Source organism: Vibrio hyugaensis (assembly GCF_002906655.1).
GTDB classification, from domain to species: domain Bacteria; phylum Pseudomonadota; class Gammaproteobacteria; order Enterobacterales; family Vibrionaceae; genus Vibrio; species Vibrio hyugaensis.
The window spans coordinates 3,088,682-3,105,187 of the sequence record NZ_CP025794.1; the positions used below are offsets into that span (position 1 = coordinate 3,088,682).

Sequence of the window (16,506 nt, forward strand, 5' to 3'; positions counted from 1 at the left end):
GAAATGTCCGGTGCGAGATTCGCATCAGAACAATTTGCCAAGCGAGAGCCTCAACCTCACTGCTGTGGCCGAAATAATAAAGAGAACGTCTTATGTACCAAGATCTGATTAGAAGTGAATTAAACGAAGCTGCTGAAGTTCTGAATAAGTTTTTAAGTGATGACCACAACATCGCGCAAATCGAAGCGGCAGCAAAAATGATTGCTGACTCATTCAAGCAAGATGGTAAAGTGTTGTCATGCGGTAACGGTGGTTCTCACTGTGACTCTATGCACTTTGCAGAAGAGCTAACAGGTCGTTACCGTGAAAACCGTCCAGGTTACGCTGGTATTGCTATTTCAGATCCAAGCCACCTATCTTGCGTTAGTAACGACTTTGGCTACGATTTTGTATTCTCTCGTTACGTTGAAGCAGTAGGCCGCAAAGGCGATGTTCTGTTTGGTTTGTCGACGTCAGGCAACTCAGGCAACATCCTAAAAGCGATTGAAGCCGCGCAAGCGAAAGGCATGAAGACAATTGCGCTGACCGGTAAAGATGGCGGCAAAATGGCTGGCCTAGCGGACATCGAGATTCGCGTACCACACTTTGGTTACGCAGACCGCATTCAGGAAGTACACATTAAGATTATTCACATCATCATTCAGTTGATTGAAAAAGAGATGGAATAAGCTTTTCAGCTTGGCCTCGTTTGGGCTTAGTGGTGTTTTAAGGTAAGGAGTTCGTTTAACCATGTGTGAATTGCTCGGCATGAGCGCAAATGTTCCAACCGATATTTGTTTCAGTTTTACTGGATTGATGCAGCGCGGTGGTCGCACTGGACCGCATCGTGATGGCTGGGGAATTACTTTCTATGAAGGAAAGGGTTTCCGAACATTCAAAGATCCAAACCCTAGTTGTGATTCTCAGATCGCTGAGTTGGTGCAGAACTACCCGATAAAAAGTCGTGCGGTGGTTAGCCACATTCGCCAAGCAAACCGAGGCGGAGTGAACTTAGAGAACACGCACCCATTTACGCGTGAGCTGTGGGGACGCTACTGGACTTTTGCACACAATGGTCAGCTGAGTGACTACCAAGATTTGTATACGGGTCGTCACCGTCCGGTGGGAGAAACCGACAGCGAAATGGCTTTCTGTTGGTTGCTCAAACAGATGGAAGATAAATACCCTGAGCCACCTCAGGATATGGAATCGGTCTTTACTTATGTTGCTCAGTGTTGCGATAAGTTGAGAGACAAGGGCGTGTTTAACATGCTGCTCAGTGACGGTGAGTTTGTGATGACTTACTGTACCAACCATCTGTATTGGATTACGCGTCGCGCACCATTTGGCAAAGCGGCTCTATTGGATGAAGATGTCGAAATCAACTTCCAAGAAGAGACCACGCCAAATGATGTGGTTTCTGTGATTGCGACTCAGCCATTAACGGGCAATGAGGCATGGCAACGAATGAAACCGGGTGAGTTTGGTTTATTCCATGTCGGTGAATTGGTGTTGAATAATGCCAAGGCTCTGGAGGATGTACCCTTTGCCGCGCCGAAGCCGGGTAACCAAGCACCGACCGAACCGTTGAAGTGATGGTTTTCTCGCAGTATAGCATTCGAATAAAACAAAAGGCAGCCTGATGGCTGCCTTTTTGCGTTTGGTGTTTGGAATTGAGAACTATTCGTCGGCGTAGCCGTGTTCACCAAGCTCGAAACCATCAAGATACGCTTTACCATCTCTCATCGTTAGCCTTTCATCCGCTAACCACTTAGTTACCATTGGGTAGATCTTGTGTTCTTGAGTCTGCACGCGTGCAGCGAGTGCATCGGTATCGTCGTCTTCAAATACGGGTACTTTGGCTTGTAGTACCACAGGGCCGCCGTCTAACTCTTCTGTGACAAAGTGTACGCTGGTGCCGTGTTCTTTGTCGCCAGCATCAATAGCGCCCTGGTGGGTGTGTAGCCCCGGATACTTAGGCAAAAGGGAAGGGTGGATGTTGATCATTTTACCCAGGTAGTGGGAAACAAACGCGCCACTGAGAATACGCATGTAACCTGCAAGTACAATCACGTCCGGTTGGTATTCATCGATTTGTTTCATCAGTTCAGCATCAAAGTCTTCACGGGATTCGAATGCTTTTGGATCGACAAAATGCCCATTCACATCAAACTGTTTTGCGCGCTCTAAACCATAAGCGTCAGCTTTGTTGGAGAACACCGCTGCGACTTGTGCATTTGGCATACTGTCTTCGCAAGCTTCCAAGATGGCTTGAAGGTTACTGCCGTTACCCGAAATGAGGACCACTATGTTTTTCATGATGTTGAGACTGCCTTGCTATTGTAGGTTTGAAGTGCGTATCCGCTAAATTACCTACTATTAGAATGGTTTTCGATGTTCCAGATAGCAGAATGAGGACTATATCCCCAAATGACTTCATTAGGCTGGATTCAGAGCTTTGTCACCAATTCTAGTTCAAGGAAAACAACGTAGTGGAATAGTAAGCTCTTTCCAAGTTGTTTGACGATGAAATCGTATTGGTGACATGCTCCCGAAGGGCGAGTTGTATTGGCTTGTATACTTTGTTAACGATTTTTGATTTAGAACCACTAGATCTTCAAATCGTTGTCGCGCCTACAAACCAATCCATTCTCGCTGAACCAGCATTTAGAAGTTATTTGGGGATAACATCCTCATTCTTTTTATTTTTTGAGCTTGATTCGCAAGTTATTGGATTTCAACTTGCTCTTCGTTTGCTTCTGCTTGAGCGATTTCACCAATCACCCATGCGTTTTCGCCTTCTTCTTTAAGAAGAGCAACCGCTGCGTCTGCTTGGTCTTTTGGAAGAGCAACGACTAGGCCAACACCACAGTTGAACGTACGGTACATTTCGTGTGTTTCAACGTTGCCTTTCTCTTGTAACCATTTGAAGATGATTGGCCATTCCCAGCTACTACCATCGATAACGGCTTTTGTGCCTTCAGGCAGTACGCGTGGGATGTTTTCCCAGAAACCACCACCCGTGATGTGAGAAATCGCGTGGATGTCGTGCTTCTCAATCATCTTAAGTGCTGATTTGATGTAAATCTTAGTTGGTTCTAGTAGGTGCTCACCGATAGTACGACCTGCTAGCTCTTCGTTTTTATCTGCGCCAGAAACTTCTAGGATCTTACGGATAAGAGAGTAACCGTTTGAGTGTGGACCGCTTGAGCCAACAGCGATTAGTGCGTCGCCTGCTGCCACTTTCGTGCCGTCAATCACGTCTTCTTTTTCTACTACGCCAACACAGAATCCAGCAACGTCGTAGTCTTCGCCTTCGTACATGCCCGGCATCTCAGCAGTTTCACCACCGATTAGTGCACAGCCTGCTTGAACACAGCCATCAGCAATACCAGAAACCACGTCTGCCGCGGTATCTACGTCTAGCTTGCCTGTTGCATAGTAGTCTAGGAAGAATAGAGGCTCTGCACCTTGCACGATGAGGTCGTTTACACACATCGCCACTAGGTCTACGCCGATAGTGTCGTGCTTGTTCATATCCAGCGCTAGGCGAAGTTTTGTACCTACACCGTCAGTACCAGAAACCAGTACAGGTTGTTTGTATTTTGTCGGCAATTCACACAATGCGCCAAAACCGCCGATACCACCCATCACTTCAGGGCGACGAGTACGCTTAACCGCACCTTTAATACGATCTACAAGCGCGTTGCCTGCATCAATATCTACACCAGCGTCTTTATAGCTAAGAGAAGAGTTGTTACCACTCACAGGGAAGTCCTCGGTTTTTAAGTTGGATATGAAAACGGCGCTATTCTACCAGTGGTTAAATACAGATAGCAAACGTTTGCGTCGGTTTTTTTCTTTAGTGATCTATCCTGATATCCCTGCAAAAATCATGTATAATCTGAAGGTTTGTTTAAATATTGCCAATAAAGCCGGAGATGGAAATGAAAGTTGTTGAAGTTAAACACCCTCTAGTGAAACACAAAATCGGTCTAATGCGAGAAGGTGACATCAGCACGAAGCGTTTTCGTGAGTTAGCGACAGAAGTCGGTAGCCTACTTACTTACGAAGCGACTGCAGACTTTGAAACAGAGAAAGTAACCATTGAAGGTTGGAATGGTCCTGTAGAAGTTGACCAAATCAAGGGTAAGAAAGTAACAGTAGTGCCAATCCTGCGTGCAGGTCTAGGTATGATGGATGGCGTTCTTGAGCACATGCCAAGCGCACGTATCAGTGTTGTAGGTATCTACCGTGATGAAGAAACACTTGAGCCAGTGCCATACTTCAACAAGCTTGCTTCAAACATCGATGAGCGTATCGCCCTAGTTGTTGACCCAATGCTTGCAACAGGTGGCTCTATGATCGCAACAATCGATCTTCTAAAAGAGAAAGGTTGTCAGGCAATCAAGATTCTTGTTCTTGTAGCGGCTCCTGAAGGTATCGAAGCGCTAGAAAAAGCGCACCCAGATGTTGAGCTATACACAGCGGCAATCGATGAGAAGCTAAACGACAAAGGTTATATTGTTCCTGGTCTTGGTGACGCAGGTGACAAGATCTTCGGTACTCAATAAGCATTATTGTTTTACTGAATTTCAAAAAATAAAGGCTTGGTGAAAACCAAGCCTTTTTTTGTCTCTGCTATTTAGAAGCTAGCAAGCTAGATACGAGAGCAGTAGGGGCGACTTAAATCAATCAAGCCGCACAATACTTACTTCGCGTTGTCTTCTTCCATCTGTGCATTATCTACTACGTGGTTTTCACCAAGGTCGTGTGGCAGCACTAGGTTAAGAATGATTGCCACGATACCACACAGGCTCACACCTTGTAGGCTGAACTCACCAATACCGAAAGCCATACCACCGATACCAAACACTAGCGTTACCGCAACGATTACTAGGTTACGTGATTTGTGTAGATCAACGTTATTTTTAATCAGTGTGTTTAGACCAACTGTTGCGATAGAACCAAACAGTAGAATCATGATACCGCCCATTACCGGGACTGGAATGGTTTGTAGTATTGCACCCAGTTTACCCACGAGTGCAAGTACGATGGCAGTGACCGCTGCCCATGTCATGATTACAGGGTTGAACGCTTTCGTTAGCATTACCGCACCTGTTACTTCGCTGTAAGTGGTGTTTGGTGGCGCGCCAACCATAGAAGCTGCAATTGTTGCCACCCCGTCACCGGCGATAGTGCGGTGCAGACCTGGTTTCTTCAGGTAGTTTTTGCCCGTTACGTTTGAAATGGCAAGCATGTCACCCACGTGTTCAACCGCCGGGGCAATCGCTACTGGGATCATGAACAAGATGGCGTTGATGTTGAACTCTGGTGCGGTGAAGTTTGGCATTGCTAGCCAAGCCGCTTGAGCAACCGGTGTGAAATCAACCACTCCGTAGAACAGGGATACTGTGTAGCCTGCCAAAATACCGCCGACGATAGGAACCAGCTTTAGGAAGCCTTTCGCGAACACGCTTAGTGTAATGGTCGTTAAAAGTGATACCGCTGAGATGATCACCGCAGCATCGCCATTCACTAATTGAATCGCGCCGTCACCCGATTTACCTACTGCCATGTTGACCGCGGTAGGAGCGAGGCCAAGACCTATCACCATGATCACTGGGCCGACAACTACAGGAGGCAGAATTTTATGAATAAAGCCAACGCCGCGTACTTTGATCATCGCACCAAGACCAACGTATACCAAACCGGCAGCCATCAAGCCACCCATGGTTGCACCGATACCCCAAGTTTGGATACCGAACATAATAGGAGCAATAAACGCAAAAGAAGAGGCAAGGAAGATAGGGACAGAACGTTTAGTAATCAGTTGGAAAAGAAGAGTACCGACACCAGCACCAAACAGAGCAACGTTTGGGTCTAGGCCAGTAAGAAGTGGTACCAGCACGAGAGCACCAAAAGCGACAAAGAGCATCTGAGCGCCTTGTAACGCGTTTTTCATAATTATTTCCTATTCAGAGATCAGAGATACGCAGACAAATCCGGCGAATATTATCATCTGGCAATCGATTGCAATGTTGCCTAGATCAAACTTTTGTATGGATTTATAACAGAGACGAATAGTTTGTTTCCATGGTGGGTTTTAACTTGGTCAGAATACAGACAATTCACTCAGTACTCTTCTTGCTCACCGTTTGATAGTTGCTTATGATGCGTGTTCTTGTACAGAGGATTATGAAAACTATGCGCTATTTAGCTCTCTTATTGATAGGTTGGTTGTCTCTGCCAGTTTATGCATTAACTCAGGTGGATATCTATCGTGCCGAAGTGGCGATCGACAGTGAGCAAAAAGACGGCGAAGAACTCGCCCGTCAACAAGGTATGCAAGATGTGATTGTGCGTGCAACAGGCAGCGAATCTTCCCTTAGCAACCCAGTAATTAAGAAAGCAGTGGGTTCAAGTTCTCGCTATATTTCTCAACTTGGTTACGGCCAACTTGATGGTCAAAGCAGTTTGAAGATGCTGTTCAATAGTGGCCAAATCCGCTCATTGTTGACGCAAGCACAGTTGCCAACGTGGTCAGCAAGTCGTGCCAACATTCTTGTTTGGTTAGTGGAAGAACAAGGTTACGACCGTACTATCACTTGGGAGCATTCTGATTCTTCAAGTGTTGCAGCGTTGCGTGATGCGGCACAGTCACGAGGCTTACCTATCACGATGCCTGTGGGCGACTTTGATGATGTTACCGGTGTGAACGTGTCTGATTTGTGGGGCGGCTTTGTAGACCCAATCAGCCAAGCAAGCCAACGTTACCCTGTAGATGCCGTTTTGGTTGTACGCGTACAAGGTGACAAGATCCGTTGGACTTTGTATGACCAAGCGCCAACGCAATTGTCTGAGTCGAAGCAGTCGCCACGTAGTGGTTCTGCATCTGGTGCGAATGCTATTCCGGCGATGATTGGTGGTATCGCTGATTATTATGCGAAGAAAAGTGCGGTTGTTGTCTCGAGCAAGTCTTCAGAAGAGATCGATGTAAAAGTCGTTGATGTTGAATCAGCAATGGATTTCTTCAACCTAGAGGATTCCCTAACTAAGCTAAACTCAGTGGCGAGCACCGAGATCAAGCGTGTGCAAGGCAATGCTGTGACATTAACTATTCACCTCCTTGCTTCTCAACAAGCGTTTGAACAAGAAGCTTCCTCTATTCGTCCACTGGAAGTCACCGAAGATCCAATGGCGGGTTTAGAACCGGCGCCGGTACAACTTCCAGAAGCGCCTGCTCAACCAACGCAACTTCCTGCTGATACAGAGCAAGGCCAAGCTACAGAGAGTGGTGCTGTGGTTCAAGAGCTGACGGCAGAGCAGAGCGCAGTAGAAGCGAAACAGCCTGTTGTTGCTCAGCCAGCTCCAGAGCAATATGACCTTATTTACAAGTGGAAAGCTCCGGTTCGTGCTCAAGTTGAGCCAGAGCTAGATGCGGATTCTGAAATCGCCCCTGTGCTAGAAAAAGATACGGTAGAAAATCCAGAAGATGTTGGTTAATCGACGGTCTTGATTGGGTTTTCAAACAAATAAAAAGAGTCGCGTAGTGCGACTCTTTTTATTTTTTGATTTTGAAACTTCACGAGACTACTTGTTGAATTTGGCTTTCTCTTCCTTTTCAACTTGAGAAAGGCGTTTCAATTTCAACCCTAGCTCTTTACCTCTCGCTCGTGCAAACAAGATGTTACCCAAGAAGCCCAGTGAGGTGAGTAGTAACTCGACAACGGCAAGCCAGCGTTCGCCATCATCGACGTATAAAATCGTCAAACCGTGTAAGAAGTAAAGCATCAGCACAAAGTTTGCCCACGCGTGGGTGTATGGCTTACCTGCTAAAATTCCCGGTAATGGGAGCAGTAACGGAACACACCAAGCAATGGCTAATGTGGTACTACTCAGGTGTGGGTGAGGCGATAAGGCCAGTTGCCAAATGGCGACCCAAGCCAGTAGCGCTAAATTGCCAAACAACGCCATATAACGATAGGTTTGAGTTTGCTTGCTGAGAGGTGGTTGGTCGATAGAGTCAGTCATCGATTTACTTATCCTTGAGCTTACTGACTGCCTTTCAGCTTTTGTGCTGTCGCTGCCAGTCGTTTTCCTAATTGCTGTGCGAGACGAATCTCTTCTGCCGTAAGACTTGGTTCTTGTCCTACACTGCTTGCGCCGTATGGTGTGCCACCTGATTGGGTGGTATGCAGTTCTGGCTCTGAATAGGGGATTCCCAACACCATCATGCCGTGATGCAGCAGTGGTGTCATCATGCTCTGTAACGTGGTTTCTTGGCCACCATGCATAGAAGATGATGAGGTAAACACACAAGCGGGTTTATCGATAAGGACACCGTTTACCCACAAAGGTGTGGTTTGATCCCAAAAGTGTTTGAGTGGTGCGGCCATGTTGCCAAACCAAACTGGGCTGCCAAACGCAAGACCATCGCACTTTTTCAACTCTTCTAGAGTAACAATTGGATCAGAAGGAGGCTGTGAGTGAGGTGACAATTCTTCAACTGTACGCAAAATCGCTTCACAATGAGGAGTCGACTCGACTCCCCTTGCTATCTGTCTTGCCAGCTGTTTTGTAGAGCCATGACGGCTGAAATACAAAATGAGAACCTGGCAATCCATTTATAGAATGTCCAATACTTGCTCTGGCGGGCGACCAATTTTTGCTTTGCCGTTTGCAACAACAACAGGGCGCTCAAAAAGCTTTGGATTTTTTTCCATTGCTTCGAACAGTTGCTCGTCTGTCACTGACGCTTCACCTAGAGCAAGCTCTTTGTAGATGTCTTCTTTAGTACGCATCATTTCGCGAACTGAAGAGAATCCAAGTTGAGCGTAAAGTGCTTTGAGTTGCTCCACGTTAAGCGGCGTATCTAAGTATTTAACCACTTCGGGTGTCACACCATTTTGCTCTAGTAGTTCCAGTGTTTGACGGCTCTTTGAGCAACGAGGGTTGTGATAAATCACGACTGACATGGTTTTCTCCATTTCGTTATTGTAATGCCATGAATCGATCTCTTTGGATCATTAACTGGTCGATACGAGCGTCGTATCGTGCTTGTTTCAAGCTGCCCAGATCTGCAATTTTACTTGCTTCAGAATAATATTGAATGGCTTTATTCCATCCTGCTCGCAGCGCTAAAATTTCCGCGCGAGCGGCGAGTTCTTCGTCATTGCGACCCAGTGCGTGGTTACCTTTTGATAGAAGGTGCCAACCATTAGTGTCTTCTGGGTTATCGTGCGTGTAACGTTGAAGAATACGTACGGCTTCTTCATTCTTATTCGCTTCCAACAAAGCGTTGGCATAGTTGATGGTCAGCACTTTGTTTTGTGGATTGCGCTTTAAGGCTCGACTTAGCATATCTACGGCTTTTTGCGGCTGTTTCTGCTCGATGTACAGATCTGTCATGGCATCAAGATAAAATGGATTCGCTGGGTCTTGTTGAAGCAGTTTTTTCAACAACGGTTCAGCCTTATCGAGACGCTTATTATCTAAATGCACCAGCGCGCGACCGTAATCAAAAGACGGGACAATTTCTGGTGACGCTTTTTTCTGTGTTCGTTCAAACCACCCCATCGCTGCTTGTCCATCAATGCCTGCATAGCGGGCTACAATGCGAGCGCGTGTCAGGTGGTAATCGATAGATGGTTGAATTCGCAATGGTGGATACGCTCTAGCACGTGCTCGGCTGTCGGTAATACGATCTTCTGGTAATGGGTGAGTCAAAAGCATTGGGGGTGGCTTACTTGCGTAACGGTATTCGTCCGCAAGACGACCAAAAAAACGAGGCATTGCTTGAGCTTCAAACCCAGCTTTTGCCAAGGTCGCAATACCAAAACGGTCTGCTTCTTTCTCGTTGGAGCGAGTGTAGTTGATTTGGCTCTGCATATTACCAGCTGTTGCCGCCGTCACTGCTGCCATCCCCGCTTCTGGAGAGGCAATAGCAAGCAACAGCGCACCAGCTAGTGCCGCCATTGTTGCTGGCGAACGGCGCGCTTGTTCTTCCATGCTTCGTGCAAGGTGACGCTGTGTAACGTGGGCAATTTCGTGCGCTACAACAGAGGCAAGTTCACTTTCAGTACGAGCGTGCAAAAACAGACCCGAGTGCAGGGCAACGTAACCACCAAAGAAGGCAAATGCATTGATGTTGCGGTCACGGATCATAAAGAAGTGGAACGGAGTTTTTACGTCATTCGCATTGGCAACCAAACGGTGTCCAAGTGTGTCAATGTATTCATTGATGACGGGGTCGCTAACAATAGGACTGCTGGCTCTGAGCATACGCATGTAGGCGTCACCGTAAATCAACTCCTGATCTATCGTCAGAGTGCCTCCAGCTGCGGTGCCAATATCAGGGAGATCAAGGCTATTGGCGTAAATAGGCGTTGGTGTACTCAATGCAGCAGCAAGGCATAAACAAACTAGCGAGCGAGTGCGTTTTAACATACGGTTTAAAGATTCTCCAAAATACCGAGTCTGTGCTTGAGAGATGAATTCCTTTCAACGTCAGCACAGGCTTTATGGTCATCCGTGTCGGATGAATATGCTAGCTATAAGACCGAAAATAAACGAATTGGTTTCGTCAATTGTCATACACATAACTTCAAATTGTTAATTTAGAAGTCTTTGTCGTCTACGCTTAAATCACTAGCACCAGCTCAAAAAGCCGTTACAATACAACCCTATCATAGTTGCAGAGCAATACAATGGAATCCATGTTACTTGATTTGCGTGATCAACGCTGCCCTATGGCACTGTTACTTGCTAAGCGTCACGCAGCTGAAGTGTTTCAAGGAGAAACATCGCAGTTTCAACAGCTTGTTATTCAAGTTGTAGACAAGAGCTCTAAACAAGACATTGTGAAGTATTTGCAAAATCAAGGCTATACAGTGGATTGCGAATCCACGTCAGAACACTTCATTTTGACAGTCTTCAATAAGGAATCATCATAAGATGCTTGAGATGGTAAGTCGTTGGTATAAGCGACGCTTTTCAGACCCACACGCCGTGAGCCTCGTAGCGATCTTGCTGTTCGGCTTTATCACCATTTATTTCTTCGGGCATTTGATTGCACCGTTGTTAGTTGCCATCGTTCTCGCATATTTACTCGAGTGGCCAGTGACGCAAATGTGTCGCTTGGGGATTCCACGTACTTTTTCTGTCATTACGGTGATTTTGATTTTCATTGGCTTGATGCTGATTGCGGTGTTTGGTTTAGTGCCAACCATCTGGACTCAGGTCGGCAACCTAATCAACGACATTCCGAACATGTATGCTGGTCTGCAAAAGTTCATTGCTACTTTACCACAGCGTTATCCAGAACTGGCGAACTTACAAATCGTGGAAACCTTGGTAACCAATGCGAAAAACCAAGCAATAGGCTTAGGGGAAAGCGTGGTGAAAGGTTCGTTGGCGTCACTCGTCAGTTTGGCTACGTTAGCGGTTTATCTGATTCTTGTTCCTCTGTTGGTGTTCTTTCTACTGAAAGACAAAGAAGAAATGCTACGCATGGCAAGCGGTATTCTGCCTAAAAACCGTAAGTTGGCGAACAAAGTTTGGCATGAGATGAACGAGCAGATCTCGAATTACATTCGCGGTAAAGTGCTTGAAATTCTTATCGTTGGTGGTGTGAGCTACGTAACCTTCGCGATTCTTGATTTACGTTACTCAGCGCTGCTTGCGGTTGCCGTGGGCTTATCCGTTCTGATCCCCTACATCGGCGCGGCAGCGGTGACAGTACCTGTGGCGATTGTTGGTTTGTTCCAATGGGGCTTATCGCCTCAGTTTTACTGGTTACTTGTTGCTTACGGTATTATTCAAGCACTAGATGGCAACGTATTAGTACCAGTATTGTTTTCAGAGGCAGTCAACCTTCACCCAGTGGCTATCATTGTCGCAGTATTGGTGTTTGGTGGATTGTGGGGCTTCTGGGGCGTATTCTTTGCTATTCCATTGGCGACGTTGGTGAAAGCAGTATGGAACGCGCTGCCAAGCTCGGAAGAAGCCGAACCGATACAAGAATAGAAACCGATTTCAATAAAAAGCCCAGCGATTGCTGGGCTTTTTGGTATTTGGATGAAAGCTAAGCTTACGCGTTTTCTTTCAAGTAGTTCACAACCACTTCGTGGTGATCTTTGGTTTTGAACTTGTTGAACACGTGCTCAATCACGCCTTCTTCGTTGATTAGGAAGCTGATGCGGTGAAGGCCATCGTACACTTTACCCATGAATTTCTTCTCACCCCAAACGCCGAATTGGTCTGCAACTGCATGGTCTTCGTCTGAAAGTAGCGTGAAGTTTAGCTCATCACGCTCGATGAATTTACCAAGGCGTTTTACTGGGTCGATACTTACGCCTAAAACGACAACGTTGTGTTCATCTAGCGCTGCTTTTACATCACGCAGACCTTTTGCCTGGGTCGTACAACCCGGCGTCATCGCCTTAGGGTAGAAGTAAAACAGAACTTTTTTACCTTTAAAATCACCTAAAGAAACGGTGTTGCCATCTTGGTCGAGCAAAGAGAAGGCTGGCGCTGGCGAGCCTGCTGTCAGCGTATTCATTATTATTTCCTTTACTTATAGTGTGTTTTTAATGAAATTCAGAGAACCTTGTACGTTGAGCGTATGACAAAGTTCATCGAATTCTTCTTGCAGTTGCATCAGGTTACAGTCTGCACTCACTGATGCAGTGATTGCGATGTGGAATTGATCCGCATCGAGCTGAATTTTTGATTTACTGATGGTTTGCGCACTAAGAGAATGTAGGCCAATCTGTTTATCAGCGAAGAACTGAGTGAATTTTTCAGTAAGACCGATGCGGTCCTCAGATTCAATAAACACTTCCATGGTGTAGCTGTTGTCGAGCAACTCGTGCGCCGACGTTCGCTTCATGATGGTAATAAGGTCATGTTCTTGCCCAAGCAGTGGCAATTGTGTCTCAACACGGGTGACATTACTGGCATTCCCAGTAAGTAGCATAATGAGGGTAAATTCATTACCAAAGATAGCGATACGGCTATCGACAATGTTACAGCCAGCAAGAGTGACGAGCCTAACCACTTGGTTACATATGCCCGGACGATCCGTTCCAACCGCTGTAAGTACCAGATGTTGCTTCATAAATGAGCTTCTTGTCCTTTCTTTCAATAGAGAGATGTTAGCACAGATACAATAGAGAAATGTCGAGTCAGTTCTTTTTTTAAACTCATGGAAACGCTTTGTTGATTATGTGAACACTTTGGTTGTTGAGCACTCTATTAATTCACTCAGTGCTGACTTGAGCTTAAAGGTGAAAGAGTATATTCCGCGGCTAATTTAAGATGGCAAGCTTAGTTGGGTAATGGCTTGCCACAAGACAATACGATTATCAGAATGGCTGGAATTGAGAACAAAATTCACAATTTAGTTGCGAGACCTCTAACAACTGGTAATTATTCATTCATTTGTACTTTGTAAGCGAGTTTACGCTCTTGTGTTTGTCAATCGCATTACAGTACCATGCAGAAAGAGTAAATTGAGGGAGATAAACATGTTTTCAGGAAGTATCGTAGCGCTGATTACACCATTTAAGCCAGATGGTGAAGTAGACTTTGATGGTCTGCAAAAGCTTGTTGAGTACCATGTAGAAGCAGGTACCGACGGTATTGTGGCAGTAGGCACGACAGGTGAGTCTGCGACTCTGACCATTGAAGAGCATGTAAAGGTCGTTAATAAAATCGTTGAGTTTGCGGACGGTCGTATCCCAGTGATTGCTGGTACGGGCGCAAATGCAACCCACGAAGCAGTTACGTTTAGCAAATTATTAGCGGATTCTGGTATCTCTGGTTACCTGAGTGTGACGCCTTACTACAACAAACCAACACAAGAAGGTTTGTTCCAACATTACAAAGCTATTGCTGAAGCGAGTGATGTACCTCTAATTTTGTACAATGTACCAGGTCGTACTGCAGTAGATTTATTGCCTGAGACAGTGGCACGTTTGTCAAAGCTTGATAATATCGTGGCATTAAAAGACGCAACCGGTGATTTAAGCCGAATTGCACTTCACCGTGAACTTTGTGGCGAAGATTTTATCTTACTAAGTGGTGATGATGCGACTGGCCTAGAATTTGTTAAACTTGGCGGTCACGGCGTTATCTCGGTAACGAACAATATTGCGGCTAAAGACATGGCTGACATGTTCCATTTGGCAAGTGAAGATAAGTACGAAGAAGCAGAAGTTATCAACCAACGTTTGATGACACTGCACAAAAATCTGTTCGTTGAATCAAGCCCAATCCCAGTAAAATGGGCAGCACATAAGCTTGGTTTGATTGAAGAAGGTGGTTTACGTCTTCCTCTTGTCGAGCTTTCTGAAAAATCTCAGCCAGTTGTGGAACAAGCGTTAACAGACGCCCGCATTTATTAAGATTGAGTGACTAGGATTGAAGTTCATGCTGGGGGCAAGTACGCCCTCAGTGTTTTAGGAGTATAAATGAAGCTTTCAAGCCAGTTAGTGTTAAGCTCACTAGCTGTATTCGTATTGACTGCCTGTTCAGGCGGTGCCAACCAACGTCGTCAAGCAAAAGACGACTTCGAGTATTTGAACACCCCATCTCTGGAAGAGTGGAGTGTACCCGCAGGTGCTGTTCTTCAGTTTTACCCTAACTACCGCATTCCTCAAGGAAACTACAGCGGTGGTATTGGTAAAAACGTGGATATTCGCCCACCTCAACAAGTACTGGAACTGATTCCTGGCGCTCGTCTTGACCGTAGCAGCGACGGTGAAGTGACACTATGGCTGCTTCGCAAGGATGAATTGGATAAAGTTTGGCGAACGGTTCAAGAGATGGTTTCTGAGAACAAGATTCCTGTAGAAAGCCAAACTGACAACCGCATTGAAACCGGTTGGGTCACTTGGAACTCACCAGACGAAGAGATGGAAATCGGTAGCCGATACGAAATCACTCGTGGTGAGATGAATGGTCGTCATGGCTTTAAGGTTAGCTTGATTGACTGGCGCGAAGGCAACCAAGTGAAAGAAGTGACACGTACTAACCGTGAGCGTTACAACGTGTTTATGACTAACTTGGTAACGGCGCGTTACGATCAACACGTTCGTGAAGAAGCACAGCGTAAAGCGCAAGAGCTTGTTAAGCACATTCCTATCACCATGGGTAAAGACCGCAGCGGTTTACCAGTGATCATTGCTCGTGCTCAATACAATGTCGTGTGGAACCGTCTACCAGATGTTCTGCCTAAGATGGGATTTACGATAGAAGAACGTAGCCAATCTCAAGGTACAGTGACCGCGAAGTACGCATCTCCAGATGATGAATTCTGGAATGACATCGGTGTGAAACCGGTTGATCTAGCGCCAGGTAAGTACACATTCCTACTGGGTGATTTGGGTAACCGTACTTCTCTTAACATTACCGACTCTTCTGGTAAGCCAGTAGAAGAAGAATTTTTGAAATCACTTGCGCCAGTATTGGCAGCGGTTGTGAAAGACTAGCCACTGCTAAGTGCCATTGGCTTCAAGACAGATCAAAAAAGGGACCTCAGTGGTCCCTTTTTTGATCTTCTGAATACGATGCCTTGGTCTAATGTTAAGTCAACGATTTTGAGTGAAAGAGCACTCTTAAATTAACGAGGTTCGTCTTTCTTCTTTTGGCCTTCATCATCGTAGCGTTCTTTATCTAGCTCATTCAGTCTGTCTAAATCGTTTTTACGACCTTTATCCATCTGACCAAACTTCATCTTAGCAGTGTACTTAAGCGCAGCAATATTACCGACTACGATGCTTAGCACTATGATGATAATGACCCAAGGGTTGGTTAGTAGTTCTATCATAGGGCCTCCGGTGGCGTGATATTTTGAATGAATCGTTCTACGACGTTATCCAAATTATTCAGTATGACTTCAATCCCTGCAATGCTATCGAGCTGATTTTGCTGCGTCAGCTGAGTTTTAAGCAGCGCAGGCGTTAGGTGCGCGAGGCACTGTTGTCCGACTACTTTATGGCTGATGTGCCAAGGTTCGATAGCGACACCACCTAAGTCTTGTTGATAAGGAAAGAAAAAGCCAAACGAGCCAAGGTTAGCGGCTAACCATTGATAGAATGCACGCTGGTGGCCATCAAGGTATTCCCAAGGCTCTAATTGAAGCGTGGTGTCTTGTGGCAATAAGTTACGAGCATAAACGTCAAAGTCACAGCCCCAGTGATGACGACTGCCACCGGGCAGAGCTGACCAACGCAGAATCGCCATGAGCTTTTCTTCGTCGCTTAACTCTGCTTTGTTAAGAGGCTGGGAATTCGAGTCAAGAATTGGCAATTCACCAGAAAACTTACCGTTCCAAATGGCTTTTTGGCGATGAAAATCACGAAAGCCGCTGGCAATTTCCATCTTAAAGCCCGCTTCGGTTGCCGCTTCAATCATCTTAAGCAAATCGTCAGCCACTTCAGGATGAAGCATGAAAGCCTTTTGCCCGACTAAGGTGGATTGCAGATGCGAATCGGTGATTCCGGTAAGTTGCTCTGGTGTCAT

At 45.9% G+C, this 16,506-nt stretch carries 19 protein-coding genes; 8 read left to right on the top strand and 11 right to left on the bottom strand.

The genetic code is table 11. The features are described from left to right. Window positions 1-92: 92 nt before the first annotated feature. Window positions 93-668, top strand: a complete 576-nt coding sequence (gene lpcA / locus C1S74_RS15200) for a D-sedoheptulose 7-phosphate isomerase (RefSeq protein WP_005436835.1) — start codon at window positions 93-95, stop codon at window positions 666-668. Window positions 669-729: 61 nt separating this feature from the next. Beyond that, window positions 730-1,575, top strand: coding sequence for a class II glutamine amidotransferase (locus C1S74_RS15205; protein ID WP_045404036.1), 846 nt, complete (start codon window positions 730-732; stop codon window positions 1,573-1,575). Window positions 1,576-1,659: 84 nt separating this feature from the next. Here the strand turns inward: C1S74_RS15205 and purN are convergent, their stop codons facing one another. Both purN and purM read right to left on the bottom strand, forming a co-directional pair. Further along, window positions 1,660-2,298 (bottom strand): phosphoribosylglycinamide formyltransferase, encoded by a 639-nt coding sequence (gene purN / locus C1S74_RS15210; protein WP_045404037.1) that lies wholly within the window; start codon window positions 2,296-2,298, stop codon window positions 1,660-1,662. Between the two features lie 408 nt (window positions 2,299-2,706). Beyond that, window positions 2,707-3,747 (bottom strand): phosphoribosylformylglycinamidine cyclo-ligase, encoded by a 1,041-nt coding sequence (purM, locus tag C1S74_RS15220; protein WP_005436839.1) that lies wholly within the window; start codon window positions 3,745-3,747, stop codon window positions 2,707-2,709. A gap of 179 nt (window positions 3,748-3,926) precedes the next feature. Between purM and upp the strand changes: the two genes are divergently transcribed. After that, the gene (gene upp / locus C1S74_RS15225; protein ID WP_005533963.1) at window positions 3,927-4,553 is read left to right on the top strand and encodes a uracil phosphoribosyltransferase; all 627 of its coding nucleotides are present in this window, start codon (window positions 3,927-3,929) and stop codon (window positions 4,551-4,553) included. A gap of 137 nt (window positions 4,554-4,690) precedes the next feature. Here upp and C1S74_RS15230 read toward each other — a convergent pair whose 3' ends face one another. After that, entirely contained in the window at window positions 4,691-5,944 is a 1,254-nt protein-coding gene (locus C1S74_RS15230; protein WP_038879185.1) for a uracil-xanthine permease family protein, read from the bottom strand. A 242-nt stretch (window positions 5,945-6,186) separates the two neighbouring features. Here C1S74_RS15230 and C1S74_RS15235 point away from each other — a divergent pair, with 242 nt between their 5' ends. Beyond that, window positions 6,187-7,485: a DUF2066 domain-containing protein gene (locus C1S74_RS15235; protein ID WP_045404082.1), complete on the top strand. Its 1,299-nt coding sequence runs from the start codon at window positions 6,187-6,189 to the stop codon at window positions 7,483-7,485. Window positions 7,486-7,572: 87 nt separating this feature from the next. Here the strand turns inward: C1S74_RS15235 and C1S74_RS15240 are convergent, their stop codons facing one another. From C1S74_RS15240 to bepA, 4 genes are read right to left on the bottom strand one after another with little or no spacing between them, the layout of a single operon-like run. Continuing rightward, the gene (locus tag C1S74_RS15240; RefSeq protein WP_038864756.1) at window positions 7,573-8,013 is read right to left on the bottom strand and encodes a DUF2069 domain-containing protein; all 441 of its coding nucleotides are present in this window, start codon (window positions 8,011-8,013) and stop codon (window positions 7,573-7,575) included. A 20-nt stretch (window positions 8,014-8,033) separates the two neighbouring features. Next, window positions 8,034-8,606 (bottom strand): NAD(P)H:quinone oxidoreductase, encoded by a 573-nt coding sequence (gene wrbA, locus C1S74_RS15245; RefSeq protein ID WP_045404038.1) that lies wholly within the window; start codon window positions 8,604-8,606, stop codon window positions 8,034-8,036. Next, window positions 8,607-8,957 (bottom strand): arsenate reductase (glutaredoxin), encoded by a 351-nt coding sequence (arsC, locus tag C1S74_RS15250; RefSeq protein ID WP_045404040.1) that lies wholly within the window; start codon window positions 8,955-8,957, stop codon window positions 8,607-8,609. It lies immediately after the preceding gene. Window positions 8,958-8,973: 16 nt separating this feature from the next. Further along, window positions 8,974-10,428, bottom strand: coding sequence for a beta-barrel assembly-enhancing protease (bepA, locus tag C1S74_RS15255; protein ID WP_038864759.1), 1,455 nt, complete (start codon window positions 10,426-10,428; stop codon window positions 8,974-8,976). 269 nt (window positions 10,429-10,697) lie between these two features. Between bepA and C1S74_RS15260 the strand changes: the two genes are divergently transcribed. Both C1S74_RS15260 and C1S74_RS15265 read left to right on the top strand, forming a co-directional pair. Further along, complete coding sequence (locus C1S74_RS15260; RefSeq protein ID WP_038864760.1) at window positions 10,698-10,934, top strand: sulfurtransferase TusA family protein; 237 nt, start codon at window positions 10,698-10,700, stop codon at window positions 10,932-10,934. Window position 10,935: 1 nt separating this feature from the next. After that, the gene (locus C1S74_RS15265; RefSeq protein ID WP_038864761.1) at window positions 10,936-12,006 is read left to right on the top strand and encodes an AI-2E family transporter; all 1,071 of its coding nucleotides are present in this window, start codon (window positions 10,936-10,938) and stop codon (window positions 12,004-12,006) included. A 64-nt stretch (window positions 12,007-12,070) separates the two neighbouring features. On the opposite strand, the gene bcp is transcribed toward C1S74_RS15265, so the two are convergent. Together bcp and C1S74_RS15275 are read right to left on the bottom strand one after the other, a co-directional pair. Continuing rightward, complete coding sequence (bcp, locus tag C1S74_RS15270; protein ID WP_038864763.1) at window positions 12,071-12,541, bottom strand: thioredoxin-dependent thiol peroxidase; 471 nt, start codon at window positions 12,539-12,541, stop codon at window positions 12,071-12,073. Between the two features lie 15 nt (window positions 12,542-12,556). Continuing rightward, window positions 12,557-13,099: a glycine cleavage system transcriptional repressor gene (locus tag C1S74_RS15275; RefSeq protein ID WP_038864765.1), complete on the bottom strand. Its 543-nt coding sequence runs from the start codon at window positions 13,097-13,099 to the stop codon at window positions 12,557-12,559. A 409-nt stretch (window positions 13,100-13,508) separates the two neighbouring features. Between C1S74_RS15275 and dapA the strand changes: the two genes are divergently transcribed. Together dapA and bamC are read left to right on the top strand one after the other, a co-directional pair. Next, the gene (gene dapA / locus C1S74_RS15280) at window positions 13,509-14,387 is read left to right on the top strand and encodes a 4-hydroxy-tetrahydrodipicolinate synthase (protein WP_038864767.1); all 879 of its coding nucleotides are present in this window, start codon (window positions 13,509-13,511) and stop codon (window positions 14,385-14,387) included. 66 nt (window positions 14,388-14,453) lie between these two features. Further along, on the top strand, window positions 14,454-15,473 hold the full coding sequence (gene bamC, locus C1S74_RS15285) for an outer membrane protein assembly factor BamC (RefSeq protein WP_045404042.1): 1,020 nt from the start codon (window positions 14,454-14,456) through the stop codon (window positions 15,471-15,473). 131 nt (window positions 15,474-15,604) lie between these two features. Here the strand turns inward: bamC and C1S74_RS15290 are convergent, their stop codons facing one another. Both C1S74_RS15290 and C1S74_RS15295 read right to left on the bottom strand, forming a co-directional pair. Then, on the bottom strand, window positions 15,605-15,811 hold the full coding sequence (locus C1S74_RS15290) for a DUF2897 family protein (protein WP_045404044.1): 207 nt from the start codon (window positions 15,809-15,811) through the stop codon (window positions 15,605-15,607). Further along, on the bottom strand, window positions 15,808-16,506 hold the full coding sequence (locus C1S74_RS15295; protein ID WP_045404045.1) for a M15 family metallopeptidase: 699 nt from the start codon (window positions 16,504-16,506) through the stop codon (window positions 15,808-15,810). Before C1S74_RS15295 ends, C1S74_RS15290 begins: the two co-directional genes overlap by 4 nt.